Here is a 14,903-nt window from a genome sequence, read left to right on the forward strand (position 1 = left end):
ATGCGAACTTCGGTACTTGAATTAAAAGGGCGGCGATGAGCCAGGTTATTCAGGATTTTAAACATACTTCTTTCAGGAAAAACTATCGGGTTGGCTGAAATGTTTTACAAAGGCCAACCCGATTATCCTATTAAAAAATTAAAGACCAAATAAAACGCCGGCACTCAGGTAAGAATCTCTTTTATCGTTCACATTCAAACCGATTTCGCCGACGAAAGCCATTTTGCGTTGAAAGGGAATGTGGATGCCGCCGATTATATTGAATACGGTCACGTCTGTCGGATCAACGATGAATTTGGTTTGCAATCCGCCGTAAATATTGACCTGAGAAAATTGGTTTCCAACCATTAACGACAAATCCAATCCGCTGCCGACGGGATCGTTGATAAAACCGCCGCCGCGAAAGAGCATACCAAGCGACCCGGCGCGATCCGGCATAATTTGATAATCCACTCCGGCTCCGAAATAAAATTCACCGCGTTTAATGCCGATATCCGAATTGATTTCAAAACGCGGGACGAGACCATATCGTAAATGTCCGAGCACGCCGAATTTTTTTTCGTCGCTGAATTGGTACTGAGTTTCCGCGCCGATCATAAAAGCGCCGCTGCGCACGACGGCCGCCGGTGCAAAAAATCCAGCTTCGCCGCCTTTAGTTATGACAGACGCTGTTTCCGATTTAGACGATTCGTTGTCCGAAGCATACGCCGCCGTAAAAGCGAACAGGATCAGAGACATCAACAGAGTTTTCATGATAACCTCCCGAATGGTTTGGATGAATGTTTTGGGACAGTGCATATTATAGTTTTTTATTCCATAATGCTATCTAACCCGCGCCGCAATCCTGTAAACGTTTTGACTTTTCGAGCCGCGAGCAATGTGCCGGCCACGTATGGCGACACAGGATCGATCGAATCATGACGGAGCGATAATTTTTCACCGGTTGTTCCGAAAATAACTTCACAGGATGATACAAATCCCGGGAGCCGAACGGAATGAATTTGCGAACGATTGATCGTCGCGCCTCGGCTTTCAAGTGCGCCGATAGTTTTTTCAATGGGATATCCCGTTTCCGGTGATTTAATTTTCGAAAGCTGATAGGCTAATTCCCGTGAAGTTCCGCTCGGCGCATCCGGTTTGCCTTCATAACTGTAATCGAGGATTTCCCAATACGGAACATATTTCGCCGCCATTTCGGCAAATCGCATCATGAGTACGGCCGTGATTGCAAAATTACCGGCAGCCAGTACACCGACATTATTGGCCATGGCCGCATCGTGAATTTCATTGTAATCGTCATCCGTTAATCCGGATGTTCCGATGACGACGGCCGTTCGGCTTCTGATCGCCGTAAGTACATGATTCTTAACGGCATCGGCTTTGGTATAATCGATCAGAACGTCCGCCGGTACTTTCAGAGCTTCCGCGACAGTGCCGCTGATGCGAATATTCGTTCCGTCAATAGTTTTTCCTGCGTGCGTTCGCGAGACTGCGCCGGTTAAAATCAAATCACCCGAAGCCAAAATCGCTTTGACTAATCCGCTGCCGACGTGGCCGGTGGCTCCGGCAACGCATAGTTTTAATGAACTCATGATACGGACGATCCTAACGCGATATCAGCTTCCGGCTGCAAAAGCACGACCGCGTTGTCTTCTGTCACGATGCCGAGCACCAAAACTTCCGATTCAAAGTCGGCAATTTTTCTTGGTGTGAAATTAACAACCGCGAGAACCGTTCGATTGAGCAACGATTCTTTGGTGTACAATTTTGTCAATTGTGCGCTCGAGCGTTTGGTTCCAAGCGGACCGAAATCGATGGTCAGTTGATAGGCCGGTTTTTTGGCTTTCGGAAAATCATCAGCCTTGATAATTTTGCCGGTCCGGATGTCGAGTTTTTTAAAATCGTCGATACTGATAAGTTCCATACAATCCTATAACTTCAATGATGTTGCCGCATAAATAGTTTTATCAAATGCATCCTGAATAAACGCCGCCGCTCCGATATTTTTCAAATTCCAATTCTTATCAATCGGTATATCGATGGCCGAGTTCCATTTTTTCTTCCCGGAAATTTCTGAAATGTGGATCAATTTGCGAACGACATAATCGTGATGCAATTGCCGTCCGCCGTTTTCACCGTGTTTGACCGACGTGGTCAGATCGTTTTCATACAAGGCAAGCCAAACATTCGATCGCGGCAACTCCACATCCGAAACAGCTTCGACAGTGATTGCCGACCGGGTTTCATTAACAGCCAAAACAATACCCGCCAGGGCCGGATGATTCCTCGCGTTTGTAATCGCTTCTTTAATACGTTCACGGTTGGAACCTACGCATTCGAGACGGCCTTGAATGACGGTTTGCGGCGTATACAGCGTATTCAGCGACAACGCATTCGCGTATTCATTTTGACGTTCGGTAAAAGTTTTTTGTGCGAAAGGATCTTTCCAACCGATATAATCCCAGTAATCCACGTGATAGGCGAGCGGAATAATATTCAAATCGTTTTTCATCCCGAGATCGCTTAAAAGTTCGTCGGCCGGAGGACAGCTCGAACAACCTTCGGAAGTGAATAATTCGATCACTATCGGCTGCGATCCGTTAGTGGCGGATACGACGCTTACGACCGGTTCATTTTCTACAGGCTGCGTCGACGTGAAACGGGCAAGCGCCCACACCAGCGCCGAACCGATGATGCCGACTATGGTTACGATTTTGATAATCATCCTATTTCCTTTGCTTAAAATGCGGTGATAATTTGTTATTTAACGCCGCAAAAGCAGGAATTATTCTTTAAAAAATGATTATTTAGTAATTAACAATGTTGCTTCGAACCTTATGCCAAGGATCGAATTTTAAAACAAGTCGGATTATTGATGCTCCAACAATGTCACGATATCCTGATAAACCTTGGCAACGGGTTGTTCACCATTGACGTGAGTCAATTGTTTTTTGTTACGATAATAATCGCGTAAAGGCGCCGTTTCATTTTCGTAGACTTTGAGTCGCTGCACGATGGCTTCGCGCGTATCGTCGGAACGCTGGTACACTTCACCGCCGCACTTATCGCATACATTGCTGACTTTAGGTGGGTTAGTAAGCTTATTGTAAACCGAGCCGCAGTTACGGCAAATAACGCGGTTCGAGAGGCGTTCCACAAGATTCGTTTGCGATACGGCAATTTCGATGACATGATCCAGGCCGATGTTTTTTTCATTCAGCAGCCGGTCCAAAGCTTCGGCCTGAGCAATCGTGCGCGGAAACCCGTCAAGAATAAAACCGTTGGCGCAATCGCTTGCCCGGATACGTTCCGCCGCCAGATCGATGATCACATCGTCCGGTACGAGCGAGCCTTTGTCCATAAAACTTTTGGCTTTAATACCGAGAGACGAGTTGGCTTTGATCGCTTCACGTAACATATCTCCGGTTGAGATCTGAGGAATTTTAAATTTTTCAACGAGCAGTTTCGATTGAGTCCCTTTTCCGACTCCGGGTGCGCCCAGCAACAACAGCCGCATGATCGACTCCTATAAAGTTTAGCGCGATAGTTTACGGATTGAGACCAAAAAAATCAACCGAAAACATTGGTTAGGCAGGGTTTGGCGAGCTAACTCTAAAGGGATGCTTGGCAAAAACTGCATCCAAAAGTTTAATGTTTTATTTTTCTAAACCGCAGCCACCAAAGCCCAACAATGAGCAACAGAAAACCCATTGAACAGATGACTTTAATAGCAACGGAAATGCCGGGTTTTTGTCGATTGGGAATTTCTAATGGGTGTAAGTGATTTTTTCCATCGAGATAAGTTCTTGTTTCCTCCCTTCCATCAGCATAGATGTATGTTACTTCAGTTTCATATTCCTCATTAGCGAGTGAACGAATCCAGATCCGGTCATTACGTTCAAGTATGACATTGCTTGAGTCGACTAAATTTGGAGTATGGTTGCGGTTGGATAAGAATGTCCAATCCCATCCGGCTGCGAAAGAAGCGTATGAACGCCGTACTTTGAAATAATCCTCAACTTCTGGCAATGAATCTTGTGTCGCAAATATTTCAGCCGTAGGCAATCGGTCAAAACTCTGTTTCAGTTTTCGGAAGATCGGCGTTCGTGTACTGTCGTCTGCAAATTCGACCATATAGTAATGCCACCCTGGAAAATCAGTAGCGTTTACTACTGTACAGGAATAAAGAATTTCTTTTTTTTCTTGTGGTATTGGGGCTTTCCACGGGGCGAGGACTTCCCATGGCATACGGGCAAGAATCGCTCCATTTTCATATTCAATTTCAGTGCAGTCATGCCGCGCTGTAAAACTGGTATTCGTCCGCGACAGAACCAGCTTTTGGACAACCAGACGCCATTGAGCCCAATCGGGAATGAGGCCGGCCGGCTTGATAATAGTATCAAGCGGTATCTCGACAAATCCATTGGTTTTGAGAAAGCCCAGCGCAAGATTGTATAATTGAGAATCTTTCCTATATGCAGGATGCTGTCCAGATAGATCAAATGGGAAAAGAGCCGTTAAAGAACTGTCCTCCTGAAGAGAAAAGACAAGACCAAGCTTCTCAAATTGTTGACGATGGATAGAGTAGACTCTTACCGTGCTGTACATACCTGAAGTTATTAATTTGGTGCTTGGAGTGATAAGTTCTAAATTCGTGTTGCTCCTGTCACTTCCGAATGATTCATGTGCAATAAAAACAAATTGTGGAAAAGAATCGATGTTAGTAAACGCAATGCGAAATGGTACATTCTTTTTTCCGGCCGGGACGATGTCGCTAGCCCAAGCTCCGCTAATTGAAGTGAGTAGCAATCCAATGAAAAAAAATCGATTTTTCATAACTGGATCTCCTTATTGATTCGTCGACCTCAATTCAGCAATTTGATTTCTTGCCAGGTCCACGCCCGGTGCGTTCGGATACAGGCGGATAAACTCCTGCAAAAGTTTCACGGCTTCGTCCACGCCGCGGACTTCTTTTACGGCATAAGCGCGGTCACGCTGGATCGGAAAATAATCGGGCGTCAGCATCAACGCCTTTTCATAATTCTCAATGGCTTGTGCATAATTATGCCTGACGTAGTGTTGAAAAAGGGCGAGATAGTAATAGCCTTCGCGATCATCCGGATAGAGCTCCGTGATTAGGCGATAACTGTTGAAGCACAGTTGTTCATCATTGTTCACCCATCCGAGATTACCGCGAAAGATCAACGCTTCTTTACTTGTTCCTTTGAAACGATCTTTGAACGATTGAATCTTGTCGAGATAATATGGCGGCATTTTGTCTTCCATTTTCGCGAAGGAATAGACGCAGCCGATCAGCGACCACGCGAGCGCGAAATTGGAATCCAAAGCAATCGCTTTCTCGAATTCCCCGATGGCTTCCAGCGAACGGCCGAACACATGCAATTCATATCCCTTCACAAAATGATGATACGCCTCCAGCGATGACGTCGTGAGATCTTCCAGCCGAATGGACGTTGTGGCCGTCGAATCTTTGACTTTGAATACTTCGGTAATTTTTTGTTGGAATTTCATGCAGAGCGAATCGATCAGCACACCCAAAATACTGCTTTCCATATCCTCTTTCACAACAAATGTCGCTAGAAGTTTTTCTTCTTCGAGATCATTGAGGTCAGCGGAAAGAATAAACGTATTGCCCAGTTTGCTGAGCTTGCCATTGATCATCAGCCGGCTGTTGGCTTCACGTCCGATCTTCTCGGCCAGATCGGGATTATTGGACAATTCGTCGTCACTGATGTCGAAGTTTCGGGAGATTTTGGCGAGGCGAATAGGGCTGACAAGTTGAACGTGAGGGAATTCGTAAAATTTTTGAACCATCGCGTCCGTTATGATCTTACCGATATGAACGCTTTTTAAATGTTCGTCCTGCGTCTGATCGCTGAATGACAACAGCGCGAGCGTCGGACGGCTGGATGCAGCTTTCTGCGGAGAAGGATTGATGAAAAGGAAATACCACAATGCAGCGAGAACGACCAATACAGTAGCAACGGCTCCCGATAACCGGCGCGATGCGGAGCGGTTTGTGGCGCGGACTCCCGGGCGTTTGATGCCAGTAGTTTGATCCGGATTCCATGCAACTTCATACACATGAATCGGGCGGGCAATATTTTTAAGTTCCTGGCTGCCTAAATCAGTGAATTCGTAACTAAGCTTTCCGAGCGAAATCGAATAAACGTCATGGGAAATGAAAACCTGCCCGCCATCGGCCAGCGCCTGAATACGGCTGGCGATATTAACCCCGTCGCCGAAAACATCATTGTCACGGTAAAGCACATCGCCGAGATGAATGCCAATCCGAACTTCTATCCGACGGTTGGGCGTTACCGATCGGTTGCGTTCATTCAGCTCTTTCTGAATGTCCACGGCACACTGAACGGCATTGAACACACTGTCGAAGTCGGCGAGAAACGCATCGCCGATCGTCTTGATCGTGCGCCCACGGTAAGTTTCGATCTGCTTTCCGAGGATTGCATTATGCTCTTTCAGCAATTCAAGCGCGGCGTCTTCATTGGCCTGCACTTTCTTACTGTAACCAACCATATCGGTGAACATGATGACGGCCAACTTGCGGCTTTCCATAGATCACTCCGAGGTAGACTGTGTAATGAGTTCAGGATGGGTCACTGCCTAATATTACCGATTGTGTAATTGATTTGCAAGTTGGACATTTCAACACCGTGAGAGCTCATTATCTCGGCGATCTCATCATGACGCCCAAATAAACACCCAGAAATGATTTTGAATCGGTTTGGCCGACTTCACCGGTCAAGAGTAATTTTATAACACTCTTGCCGGCGATTGTTGTTAAACGTGCGGATGTACTTGGCTGTATATTACTTTTACCTTCGAAAACAAACATTTTACTTAAACTCAGTTCGGGAATTAGATCAACATTACCGAGCTTTATTTGATAACTGACACTGGGAGATAGTATAATGTGTTTGAATGGAATGTGAAGATTGTCTCCCTGCATGCTCAAATAGGAAGCAGCGAGTGCAACTGTCATCGGACTTTGTTCAATTTGTTTGGCGTAGAATTCAATGTGTACAGAAAAGCCTTTTCCGTGTGTTTTTTGATCATTGAATTCTCCGTAGAAAATTGTAGAAGTGAAGTAGGTGATGCCTATCTCAGCATATTGTCCACCAGTTCCGACTGAAATACCCGACTGTGAATTTTTTTTAGGACCACTGAGATAACCTATCGATGCGACGTAAATGGAGCCCCTTGTAGAATCAGCATACTTCGTTTGCCCAAAAACATAGTTTGGGCCAATGGAGATGAATAAAACTGTCAGACACAAGGCGATGAACCCTTCTATAATGGTTCGTAAGTAGACAACACGCCGTCTATAAATCCCGGTATTTTTGTTATTCATAAATTGAATCCAATTGCAGTTTTAATCTATAAATAGTGATATACTGTGTACGAATGTGCCAGCGTTCGCTGCCGCAGTTTGAGAATGTAAATAAATTCATCCATCGGAAACTTCATTCAGTAATGACTAACATAGAACACGAAGAGAAAGGCTACAACCCAATTGTACTATGTAAACAAATCGTTGTCAAATAATTTTTCAGAAGAAGGATGGAGTTACAGAGTAGTTTTCAATACTTTATCACGCATTTTATCAAGAACAAATCGTAGATTCTGCGTCAGAATGTACTCATCGATATTGAGATGCGGTTCGGCGATTTTTTGAAATTTCATGTAGAATATATTCTTACCTTGCGCACGCCATTTTTTTTCATACTTGGTGGGATAGTAGCCTTCGAGCGTATGGACGAAATAATCCGGATAGATTTTTTCGAAACATCGCGTTCCTTCGATGCATTCGATGACCCAATCCCGGTATTCTTCGTCATCCGTGGCTATTGTCAGGACGGATCGCATTTTCGAAGCGAGCATGCCCAGCGTCAGCGGATTGACTAAGCGGCGTTTTTTGTGGCGCTTTTTGAACCAGGGATCGGGGAAATTAATATAGACGTTATCGATTGATCCCGGTGCGAAAAGTTTCCACGCCAGTAATTTGGCATCGCCGATCAGGATGCGGCCGTTGGATAAATTGTTTTTGACGAGATTTTTGTTGGCTTTACGGGCGTAGAAACTTTCTATTTCGATCCCGACCATATTGCGGCCGGCGTGATCGCGCACAAAAGGAACGAGGAAACTGCCATTGCCGATGCCAACTTCAAGATCGATCGGGTGATCATTTTGAAAAATCGATGACCAATCGAGCGGCGTGTCGTTCAGGATGCTTTTTACAATCGATTCATCCCGCCAGTTGACGATATAAGTGAGTGTCAAAGTCTTTTAAAATTAATTCTGATTTTTCTTTGGTTCTTATTTGTACTACCGCAAAAAAAAATCGATTTTCGGTGTCTTCGGTAATTACTTATCCTGAAAATTGGCTTTACGTTTTTCTAAGAAAGCCGCGACGCCTTCTTTCATATCATGGGTGCCGTACAATTCGCTGAAGCACGTCGATTCAATATCCATCGCTTTGCCAATATCGGCTTGCGAGCCCTGCGCAATCGATTTCAATGCTTTGCCGATTGACACGAGGCTTTTGGAAGTTATTTTTGCGGCCAATTTTTTTGCGTCCTCGACTAACGTATCTTTCGGAGCGATCATATTGACCAAACCGATAGCAAGCGCTTCTTCGGAGCGGACCTGGTCGCCCGTCAAAATCATTTGCGATGCTTTGCTGAGTCCGACGATACGCGGTAAGCGCTGCGTGCCACCGAAGCCGGGAATAATACCAAGCGAAATTTCCGGTAGTCCCATCAGCGCGCGATCCGATGCGATCCGGATATGACAACTCATAGCCAGTTCCAACCCGCCGCCGAGACAGAATCCGTTGATCGCGGCAATCACCGGTTTCGGCCCGTTTTCCAATTTCAGGAAAACTTTCTGACCGAATGCCGACATGTCTTTGGCCTGGGATGCGTTGGTTAATTTTGAAATTTCTTCAATATCGGCGCCGCTGGCAAACGTTTTACCCGCGCCAGTGAGAATCATTACTTTGACGTCGGGATTGGCGTACATCTCATCCAGCATCCGGTCGAGTTCCTGCAGCAGTCCCATTTTCAGGCTGTTGCTCGGAGGATTATTGAGCGAAATGACCGCGATTTTATCGGCAATTTCCAATTGAAGAAATTGATAAGCCATGAGCGTATCTCCGTTTTTGAATTAAAAAAATTAAATCGATTGGAATGGAATGAATATACATTCCAGCATTGATAAATGAAACACGAAAGTAGGAGTAAAAAATAAAAGCAGTTTCTGTTCGAAACTGCTTTTAATATTACTCTTAATTAAATCGGTAATTACTGTTTGACGACCCAGACTTTGATTTTCGCAATCACTTCCGTGTGCAGCTTGGCGTCGACGGTGTACAAACCTAAAGCCTTGATCGGTTCATCCAAAATGATCCGGCGTTTGTCAATCTGCAGGCCTTGTTCGGCCAAATGATTGGCGATGTCCTGCGACGTAACGGATCCGAAAAGTTTATCGTCTTCACCAACCGAAACGGCAATGGTGACCGATGCGGCTTCGAGTTTGACGGCCAGTTCTTCGGCGCCTTTTTTCTCGCGCGCAATGCGGGAGGCGATCATTTTCTTTTCGTTTTCGTAAATCGCCTGGTTGGATTTATTGTATACCAGCGCCAAACCTTTCGGCACGAGGTAATTGCGGGCAAAACCCGGTTTGACATCGACCAACTCGCCGGCCTGGCCGAGGTTGTCTACGTTATCTCTTAAAATGACTTTCATACGGTTCTCCGTGTAGTTTTCAAAATTTCATTTACTTGGTCATATCGCTTACGAACGGCAACAACGCCAGGTGACGCGCGTATTTGACGGCATTGATCAATTGACGTTGATGCAACGCGCAAACGCCGGACGTACGGCGGGTGAGGATACGGCCTTGTTCGGACGTAAATTTCTGCAGACGTTTCGTATCGCGATAATCCACATACAATGCTTTTTCTTCGCAGAACGGGCAGTTTTTTTGTTTGCCCATGACGGTTTTTTGTTCTCTGCGTTTATTACGATTTTCTCTCATGTTCATAATAAAAATCCTTGTTTAATTTTCCGATGGGGTCCACGTTTCGGAAGAGGATGCGTCGATGGACGATTCGTCTTCGTTCGTGTGGGTTTCCGTGCGGTTATGTTTGTCTAAAAACTGAACGCGATGGGCTTTGATTTCAACCACGGTGCGGGCATCGCCGTCTTCGGATTTCCATAAACGGCTTTGCAATTCGCCGTCGACGAGTACCGCACTGCCGCGCGTCAGATTTTTGCCGCAACTTTCCGCAAGTTTATGCCATGCGACAACGCCGACATAACAGACTTCTTCGCGCCATTGGCCGTTTTGGTCTTTATATTTACGGTTGGATGCAACACAAAAATTGACAACCGGTGTCTGCTGGTTGGTCTGACGAAACGACGGATCGCGCGTCAGGTTGCCTGCAATGATGACCCGGTTAATGTCCGGCATTTTAAAAGCCACAACCCATCTCCTTTAATTAAATCGCCAAGGCTTCTTCAGCCGGCTTTTCCAAAGGCGCTTTTTCACGAAGGCGTTCCGCACGCAAACGGCTGTCGACGAGCGTCGTCAGGTAACGCAGCAAACCTTCCGTGATATGGTAATAATCTTCCAGCGCTTTGGCCGTCGTACCCATATCTTCAAATTCAAATAGGGCGTAATAGCCGTAAGTTTTTTTGTGGATCGGGTACGCCAATTTGCGTTTGCCCCACTCGTCAACTTTTACGTTTTTGCATTGATGTTGGACGAGGATATCTTTGACTTTCTCGACGATGGCTTTGGTGCCGTCGTCGCCGATCTGCGGATCGATCACGATCATCGTCTCGTAGAATCGTGATTGACCCGGTGTGCCCTTGCGGGTTTTTTTCGACATAGGATAACTCCCTTTGGTCTGTTTATCGGCGTTAGCGTTCGGAGATACAGTTACATTTTCCGATTCTAACGCAGGGTTATTTAAAAAATTATAGTTCTTATTTTTGATCGGAACCGATTCTCATTCCGTAGAACGATCGTCTAACGAAGAAAACCGATACCGCGAAAAATGCAACCGCCATCAAATTGCTGACCGTTGAGCCGGCATCATGCGTCAGTGTTACGGCTAATTCTACGGCTAACAATCCGAACAAAGTTGTAAATTTAATAACCGGATTCATGGCGACGGAAGACGTGTCTTTAAAAGGATCGCCGACCGTGTCACCCACGACCGTTGCTGAGTGTAATTCCGTTCCTTTTTGTTTGAGCTCAACTTCGACAATTTTCTTTGCATTGTCCCATGCTCCTCCCGCATTCGCCATGAAAATGGCCTGATATAATCCGAAAATAGCGATGGAAACCAGGTAACCGATGAAGAAGAACGGTTCAGTAAATGCAAAGGCTAATGTTCCGAAAAATACAGCAAGAAAAATATTGAACATACCTTTTTGCGCATATTGCGTACAAATTTCGACAACTTTTTTGCTGTCTTGCACGGATGCTTTTTCAACGCCTTCCAGTTTGATATTGGCTTTGATAAATTCAACCGCACGGTGTGCTCCGGTCGTCACGGCTTGGGTAGAAGCGCCGGTAAACCAATAAATCATGGCGCCGCCGGTGATAAGACCCAATACAAACGGTGCGTGCAATAATGACAAATTCTGAATGGCGGCGGCATCTTTTAAACCGCCGGTAAGCGCCATAATAATTGAAAAAATCATGGTGGTGGCGCCCACGACTGCCGTTCCGATCAATACAGGTTTGGCTGTTGCTTTAAACGTATTGCCGGCGCCGTCATTGGCTTCCAGTAAATGTTTAGCGCGGTCAAAATTAGCCGTTATATTAAAATCTTTTTTAACTTCGTCTTTGACGTTGGGAATTTGTTCGATGAGCGATAACTCGTACACCGATTGAGCATTGTCCGTTACAGGGCCGTAGGAGTCGACGGCGATAGTCACGGGTCCCATTCCCAAAAATCCAAATGCAACCAATCCGAAAGCAAATACGGCCGGCACCGCCATCAGAGCGCCCAAGCCGGTCGTGCTAAAATAGAATGACAATGACATTAAAATGACGATGCTGATGCCGAGCCAGTATGCTGAAAAATTGCCCGCAACGAAACCGGAAAGAATGTTTAGCGATGCGCCGCCTTCCTTGGACGACACAACCACGTCTTTGACGTGAGACGATTCGGTGGAAGTGAAAATTTTAACCAGTTCCGGAATGACAGCGCCGGCAAGAGTTCCGCAAGAAATAATCGAGGATAATTTCCACCACAGCGTCGTATCGCCGCCGAGATTGGGAATCATCAGGTAAGAGACGAAATAGGTCAGAATGATGGATACAATGGATGTTACCCAAACCAACGAGGTTAAAGGCGCTTCAAAATTCATTTCCATCGCTTGTCCGAAACGGCTTTTCGCGATGCTTTCGTTGACGAAGTATGATAAAGCACTGGCCACGACCATCATGATGCGCATGACGAAAATCCATACCAGCAATTGCACCTGAATGATGGGATCGCTCACCGCTAGCAAAATAAAAGTAATTAACGCTACGCCAGTGACGCCATACGTTTCAAAACCGTCGGCGCTGGGTCCGACCGAGTCGCCCGCGTTGTCGCCGGTACAATCGGCAATGACGCCGGGATTACGTGCGTCGTCTTCTTTGATTTTAAAAACGATTTTCATCAAATCGGCGCCGATGTCGGCAATTTTTGTGAAGATACCGCCGGCAATCCGCAATGCGGCCGCGCCCAGTGATTCGCCGATGGCAAAACCAATAAAGCAAGGTCCGGCATAATCTCCCGGAATGAAAAGCAAAATACATAACATGATCAGCAATTCAACGCTGATCAGTAACATACCAATACTCATGCCGGCGCGAAGAGGAATGGCATAAATCGGATAAGGTTTACCCTCCAAACTTGCAAAAGCGGTCCGCGAATTGGCAAACGTATTGACGCGGATTCCAAACCATGCTACGCCGTAACTACCGCCGATTCCGATTAAACTGAACAATAAGATGATGAACACACGAACGGCTTCGAAATGTAAAAGTACGCCGAAATACAAAATGATAATAACGGCGATAAAAGCTTCGAGGATTAAAATGAATTTACCCTGCGTGACGAGGTACGTTTTACAGGTTTCATAAATGAGTTCGGAAATTTCACGCATGGCTTTGTGTACGGGCAATTGTTTAAGATTCATGTAAATCATCAATCCAAAAACCAATCCCAACACACAAACGACTAACCCGCCTAAAAGCAACGAGTGGCCGTCAACGCCAAGAAAATTGGCTTGAGAAAGGTCAGGCAATTTCAAATTAGCTTCACCGCCGGGTTGATGATCCTGAGCCAATACTCCGGTGACGTTGAGAAGGACCATGAAAACGGTTGCCAACAGCAATCGGAATACCGGTGTCCATGGACGGACACTGCGATTCGTTGATAGTTGCATGGGACTTTCGAGCTCCTTTTTTTCTTGTTATGTATGTATCTCTATCTTCAAACTTATTCAATAACCAAAGCGTTGAAGCCGTTCATGGCCTGCACAATCCCGTTTTTAATAAATTCCATGGCCGCCTGCGAAGAAGTTTTAATTACTTTCGAGAGTAACGGTTCTTCTTCTTTAGAAAACCGGGATAGAACAAAATCGGCCAAATCCATTTGCGTCATCAGTGAATTGCTTATGCCAATCCGCAACCTCGGAAACTGATCGCTGTTCAAATGATAAATGACTGATTTAAGTCCATTCTGGCCGCCGTCCGAACCGGTAGGTCGGAGACGGATTTTGCCGAGCGGTAATGCCGCATCATCGCAGATAATTAAGGAATCCCGTAACGGGATCTTATAAAACTTCACAATTTCTCTGACGGCCAATCCGCTGTTATTCATATACGTTGTCGGCTTCAGAAGTATGATCCGGTCATCACCTGCCGTCACGTCGGCATACTCAAAGTCGCCTTTACCGGCACGTAACGAACAGTTCCAGCTTTCGGCTAATGCATCGATCACCAGGAATCCCGCATTGTGGCGGGTCTGAGAATAGCGATTTCCGGGATTTCCCAAACCGGCGATCAGTTTCATGCAGCCAATCCTCCTGAATAATTAAGGATATTGAATGGCCGCGATGGTGATAACCGGTAAGCGATATCCATTGTGAGAATATTACTTCTTCTCGGTTTTTTCGGCTTTCGGAGCGGCTTCTTTCGTCTCTTCCGTAGCGCCTTCTTCTTTAGCCTTCGCACCCACCAATTCCGGTTCTGTCGGAGCGGCTTGCGCTTCCGCAAGAATCGATTCGAGAGCCTTCGGAATAACGACGGTACAGACCGATTCGCTGGCCGGATTGAGAATGGTAATGTTCTCGAATTTCAAATCGCGGACGTGGATACCGTGACCGATGTCAATGTTATCGACATTGACTTCAAGATGCAGAGGAATATTACCGGGCAGACATTTGATGTGAAATTCAGTCATGTCGTGCTGGAAAATTCCGCCTTTGGTCTTGACGCCGATAGGTGTGCCTGTGAAAACGATCGGAACGTAAACGTCGATCGGGCGATCCATACGAACACTCATGACATCCACATGCATGATTTGTCCGGTAACCGGATCTTTATCGAAATCACGAACCAGCGCTTTCAGTTCTTTTCCATCGAGGTTAAACGTGACCAAAGTATGTTCTTCCTGGAGAAATTTAACTAGCGACGGCGCATCGAATTCGATCGCAATGTTTTCCTGGCCGAAACCGTAGAAAATTCCGGGGACTTTGCCCGCGTGGCGCGATTTTTTAGCGCTGTGTTTTCCGGCTTCTCTGCGTTCAGCCTTGAGTGCAACGGCTTCCATGATATTTCCTCTATCGTTT

Annotated in this window: 17 protein-coding genes; all 17 read right to left on the minus strand. The window is 45.9% G+C overall.

Annotated features, from left to right (window positions below; genetic code table 11):
• Window positions 1–138: 138 nt before the first annotated feature.
• The gene (locus K1X84_09070; protein ID MBX7151780.1) at window positions 139–753 is read right to left on the minus strand and encodes a hypothetical protein; all 615 of its coding nucleotides are present in this window, start codon (window positions 751–753) and stop codon (window positions 139–141) included.
• Between the two features lie 56 nt (window positions 754–809).
• The gene (gene dapB, locus K1X84_09075; GenBank protein MBX7151781.1) at window positions 810–1,592 is read right to left on the minus strand and encodes a 4-hydroxy-tetrahydrodipicolinate reductase; all 783 of its coding nucleotides are present in this window, start codon (window positions 1,590–1,592) and stop codon (window positions 810–812) included.
• Window positions 1,589–1,924: a tRNA-binding protein gene (locus tag K1X84_09080; protein MBX7151782.1), complete on the minus strand. Its 336-nt coding sequence runs from the start codon at window positions 1,922–1,924 to the stop codon at window positions 1,589–1,591. Before K1X84_09080 ends, dapB begins: the two co-directional genes overlap by 4 nt.
• A 6-nt stretch (window positions 1,925–1,930) precedes the next feature.
• Window positions 1,931–2,725: a DUF1223 domain-containing protein gene (locus K1X84_09085; GenBank protein MBX7151783.1), complete on the minus strand. Its 795-nt coding sequence runs from the start codon at window positions 2,723–2,725 to the stop codon at window positions 1,931–1,933.
• A 144-nt stretch (window positions 2,726–2,869) separates the two neighbouring features.
• Entirely contained in the window at window positions 2,870–3,517 is a 648-nt protein-coding gene (locus K1X84_09090; GenBank protein ID MBX7151784.1) for an adenylate kinase, read from the minus strand.
• 131 nt (window positions 3,518–3,648) lie between these two features.
• Window positions 3,649–4,836, minus strand: a complete 1,188-nt coding sequence (locus tag K1X84_09095; protein MBX7151785.1) for a hypothetical protein — start codon at window positions 4,834–4,836, stop codon at window positions 3,649–3,651.
• Window positions 4,837–4,848: 12 nt separating this feature from the next.
• Window positions 4,849–6,597 (minus strand): hypothetical protein, encoded by a 1,749-nt coding sequence (locus K1X84_09100; protein ID MBX7151786.1) that lies wholly within the window; start codon window positions 6,595–6,597, stop codon window positions 4,849–4,851.
• A gap of 109 nt (window positions 6,598–6,706) precedes the next feature.
• Window positions 6,707–7,393, minus strand: a complete 687-nt coding sequence (locus tag K1X84_09105) for a hypothetical protein (protein ID MBX7151787.1) — start codon at window positions 7,391–7,393, stop codon at window positions 6,707–6,709.
• A gap of 215 nt (window positions 7,394–7,608) precedes the next feature.
• Complete coding sequence (gene trmB / locus K1X84_09110) at window positions 7,609–8,322, minus strand: tRNA (guanosine(46)-N7)-methyltransferase TrmB (protein ID MBX7151788.1); 714 nt, start codon at window positions 8,320–8,322, stop codon at window positions 7,609–7,611.
• Between the two features lie 84 nt (window positions 8,323–8,406).
• Entirely contained in the window at window positions 8,407–9,186 is a 780-nt protein-coding gene (locus K1X84_09115; GenBank protein MBX7151789.1) for an enoyl-CoA hydratase/isomerase family protein, read from the minus strand.
• A gap of 158 nt (window positions 9,187–9,344) precedes the next feature.
• Window positions 9,345–9,788 (minus strand): 50S ribosomal protein L9, encoded by a 444-nt coding sequence (rplI, locus tag K1X84_09120; protein MBX7151790.1) that lies wholly within the window; start codon window positions 9,786–9,788, stop codon window positions 9,345–9,347.
• A 31-nt stretch (window positions 9,789–9,819) separates the two neighbouring features.
• The gene (gene rpsR, locus K1X84_09125; protein ID MBX7151791.1) at window positions 9,820–10,080 is read right to left on the minus strand and encodes a 30S ribosomal protein S18; all 261 of its coding nucleotides are present in this window, start codon (window positions 10,078–10,080) and stop codon (window positions 9,820–9,822) included.
• Between the two features lie 21 nt (window positions 10,081–10,101).
• A complete protein-coding gene (ssb, locus tag K1X84_09130) occupies window positions 10,102–10,515 on the minus strand; it encodes a single-stranded DNA-binding protein (GenBank protein ID MBX7151792.1) in 414 nt (137 codons plus the stop codon).
• Window positions 10,516–10,543: 28 nt separating this feature from the next.
• A complete protein-coding gene (rpsF, locus tag K1X84_09135) occupies window positions 10,544–10,936 on the minus strand; it encodes a 30S ribosomal protein S6 (GenBank protein MBX7151793.1) in 393 nt (130 codons plus the stop codon).
• A 97-nt stretch (window positions 10,937–11,033) separates the two neighbouring features.
• Window positions 11,034–13,424, minus strand: a complete 2,391-nt coding sequence (locus tag K1X84_09140; protein MBX7151794.1) for a sodium-translocating pyrophosphatase — start codon at window positions 13,422–13,424, stop codon at window positions 11,034–11,036.
• Window positions 13,425–13,549: 125 nt separating this feature from the next.
• The gene (gene pth, locus K1X84_09145; GenBank protein ID MBX7151795.1) at window positions 13,550–14,125 is read right to left on the minus strand and encodes an aminoacyl-tRNA hydrolase; all 576 of its coding nucleotides are present in this window, start codon (window positions 14,123–14,125) and stop codon (window positions 13,550–13,552) included.
• A gap of 81 nt (window positions 14,126–14,206) precedes the next feature.
• Entirely contained in the window at window positions 14,207–14,884 is a 678-nt protein-coding gene (locus K1X84_09150) for a 50S ribosomal protein L25 (GenBank protein MBX7151796.1), read from the minus strand.
• Window positions 14,885–14,903 lie beyond the last annotated feature (19 nt).

This window comes from bacterium, assembly GCA_019695335.1.
Lineage (GTDB): Bacteria > CLD3 > CLD3 > SB21 > SB21 > JABWBZ01.

Excerpts from the sequence above, each read along its gene's own strand:
- dapB (MBX7151781.1), bottom strand. The coding sequence starts at position 1,592 with ATGAGTTCATTAAAACTATGCGTTGCCGGAGCCACCGGCCACGTCGGC.
- K1X84_09105 (MBX7151787.1), bottom strand. The coding sequence starts at position 7,393 with ATGAATAACAAAAATACCGGGATTTATAGACGGCGTGTTGTCTACTTA.
- K1X84_09100 (MBX7151786.1), bottom strand. The coding sequence starts at position 6,597 with ATGGAAAGCCGCAAGTTGGCCGTCATCATGTTCACCGATATGGTTGGT.
- K1X84_09150 (MBX7151796.1), bottom strand. The coding sequence starts at position 14,884 with ATGGAAGCCGTTGCACTCAAGGCTGAACGCAGAGAAGCCGGAAAACAC.
- K1X84_09085 (MBX7151783.1), bottom strand. The coding sequence starts at position 2,725 with ATGATTATCAAAATCGTAACCATAGTCGGCATCATCGGTTCGGCGCTG.
- K1X84_09115 (MBX7151789.1), bottom strand. The coding sequence starts at position 9,186 with ATGGCTTATCAATTTCTTCAATTGGAAATTGCCGATAAAATCGCGGTC.
- K1X84_09070 (MBX7151780.1), bottom strand. The coding sequence starts at position 753 with ATGAAAACTCTGTTGATGTCTCTGATCCTGTTCGCTTTTACGGCGGCG.
- rplI (MBX7151790.1), bottom strand. The coding sequence starts at position 9,788 with ATGAAAGTCATTTTAAGAGATAACGTAGACAACCTCGGCCAGGCCGGC.
- rpsR (MBX7151791.1), bottom strand. The coding sequence starts at position 10,080 with ATGAGAGAAAATCGTAATAAACGCAGAGAACAAAAAACCGTCATGGGC.
- pth (MBX7151795.1), bottom strand. The coding sequence starts at position 14,125 with ATGAAACTGATCGCCGGTTTGGGAAATCCCGGAAATCGCTATTCTCAG.
- K1X84_09095 (MBX7151785.1), bottom strand. The coding sequence starts at position 4,836 with ATGAAAAATCGATTTTTTTTCATTGGATTGCTACTCACTTCAATTAGC.
- K1X84_09080 (MBX7151782.1), bottom strand. The coding sequence starts at position 1,924 with ATGGAACTTATCAGTATCGACGATTTTAAAAAACTCGACATCCGGACC.
- K1X84_09090 (MBX7151784.1), bottom strand. The coding sequence starts at position 3,517 with ATGCGGCTGTTGTTGCTGGGCGCACCCGGAGTCGGAAAAGGGACTCAA.
- K1X84_09140 (MBX7151794.1), bottom strand. The coding sequence starts at position 13,424 with ATGGTCCTTCTCAACGTCACCGGAGTATTGGCTCAGGATCATCAACCC.
- rpsF (MBX7151793.1), bottom strand. The coding sequence starts at position 10,936 with ATGTCGAAAAAAACCCGCAAGGGCACACCGGGTCAATCACGATTCTAC.
- ssb (MBX7151792.1), bottom strand. The coding sequence starts at position 10,515 with ATGCCGGACATTAACCGGGTCATCATTGCAGGCAACCTGACGCGCGAT.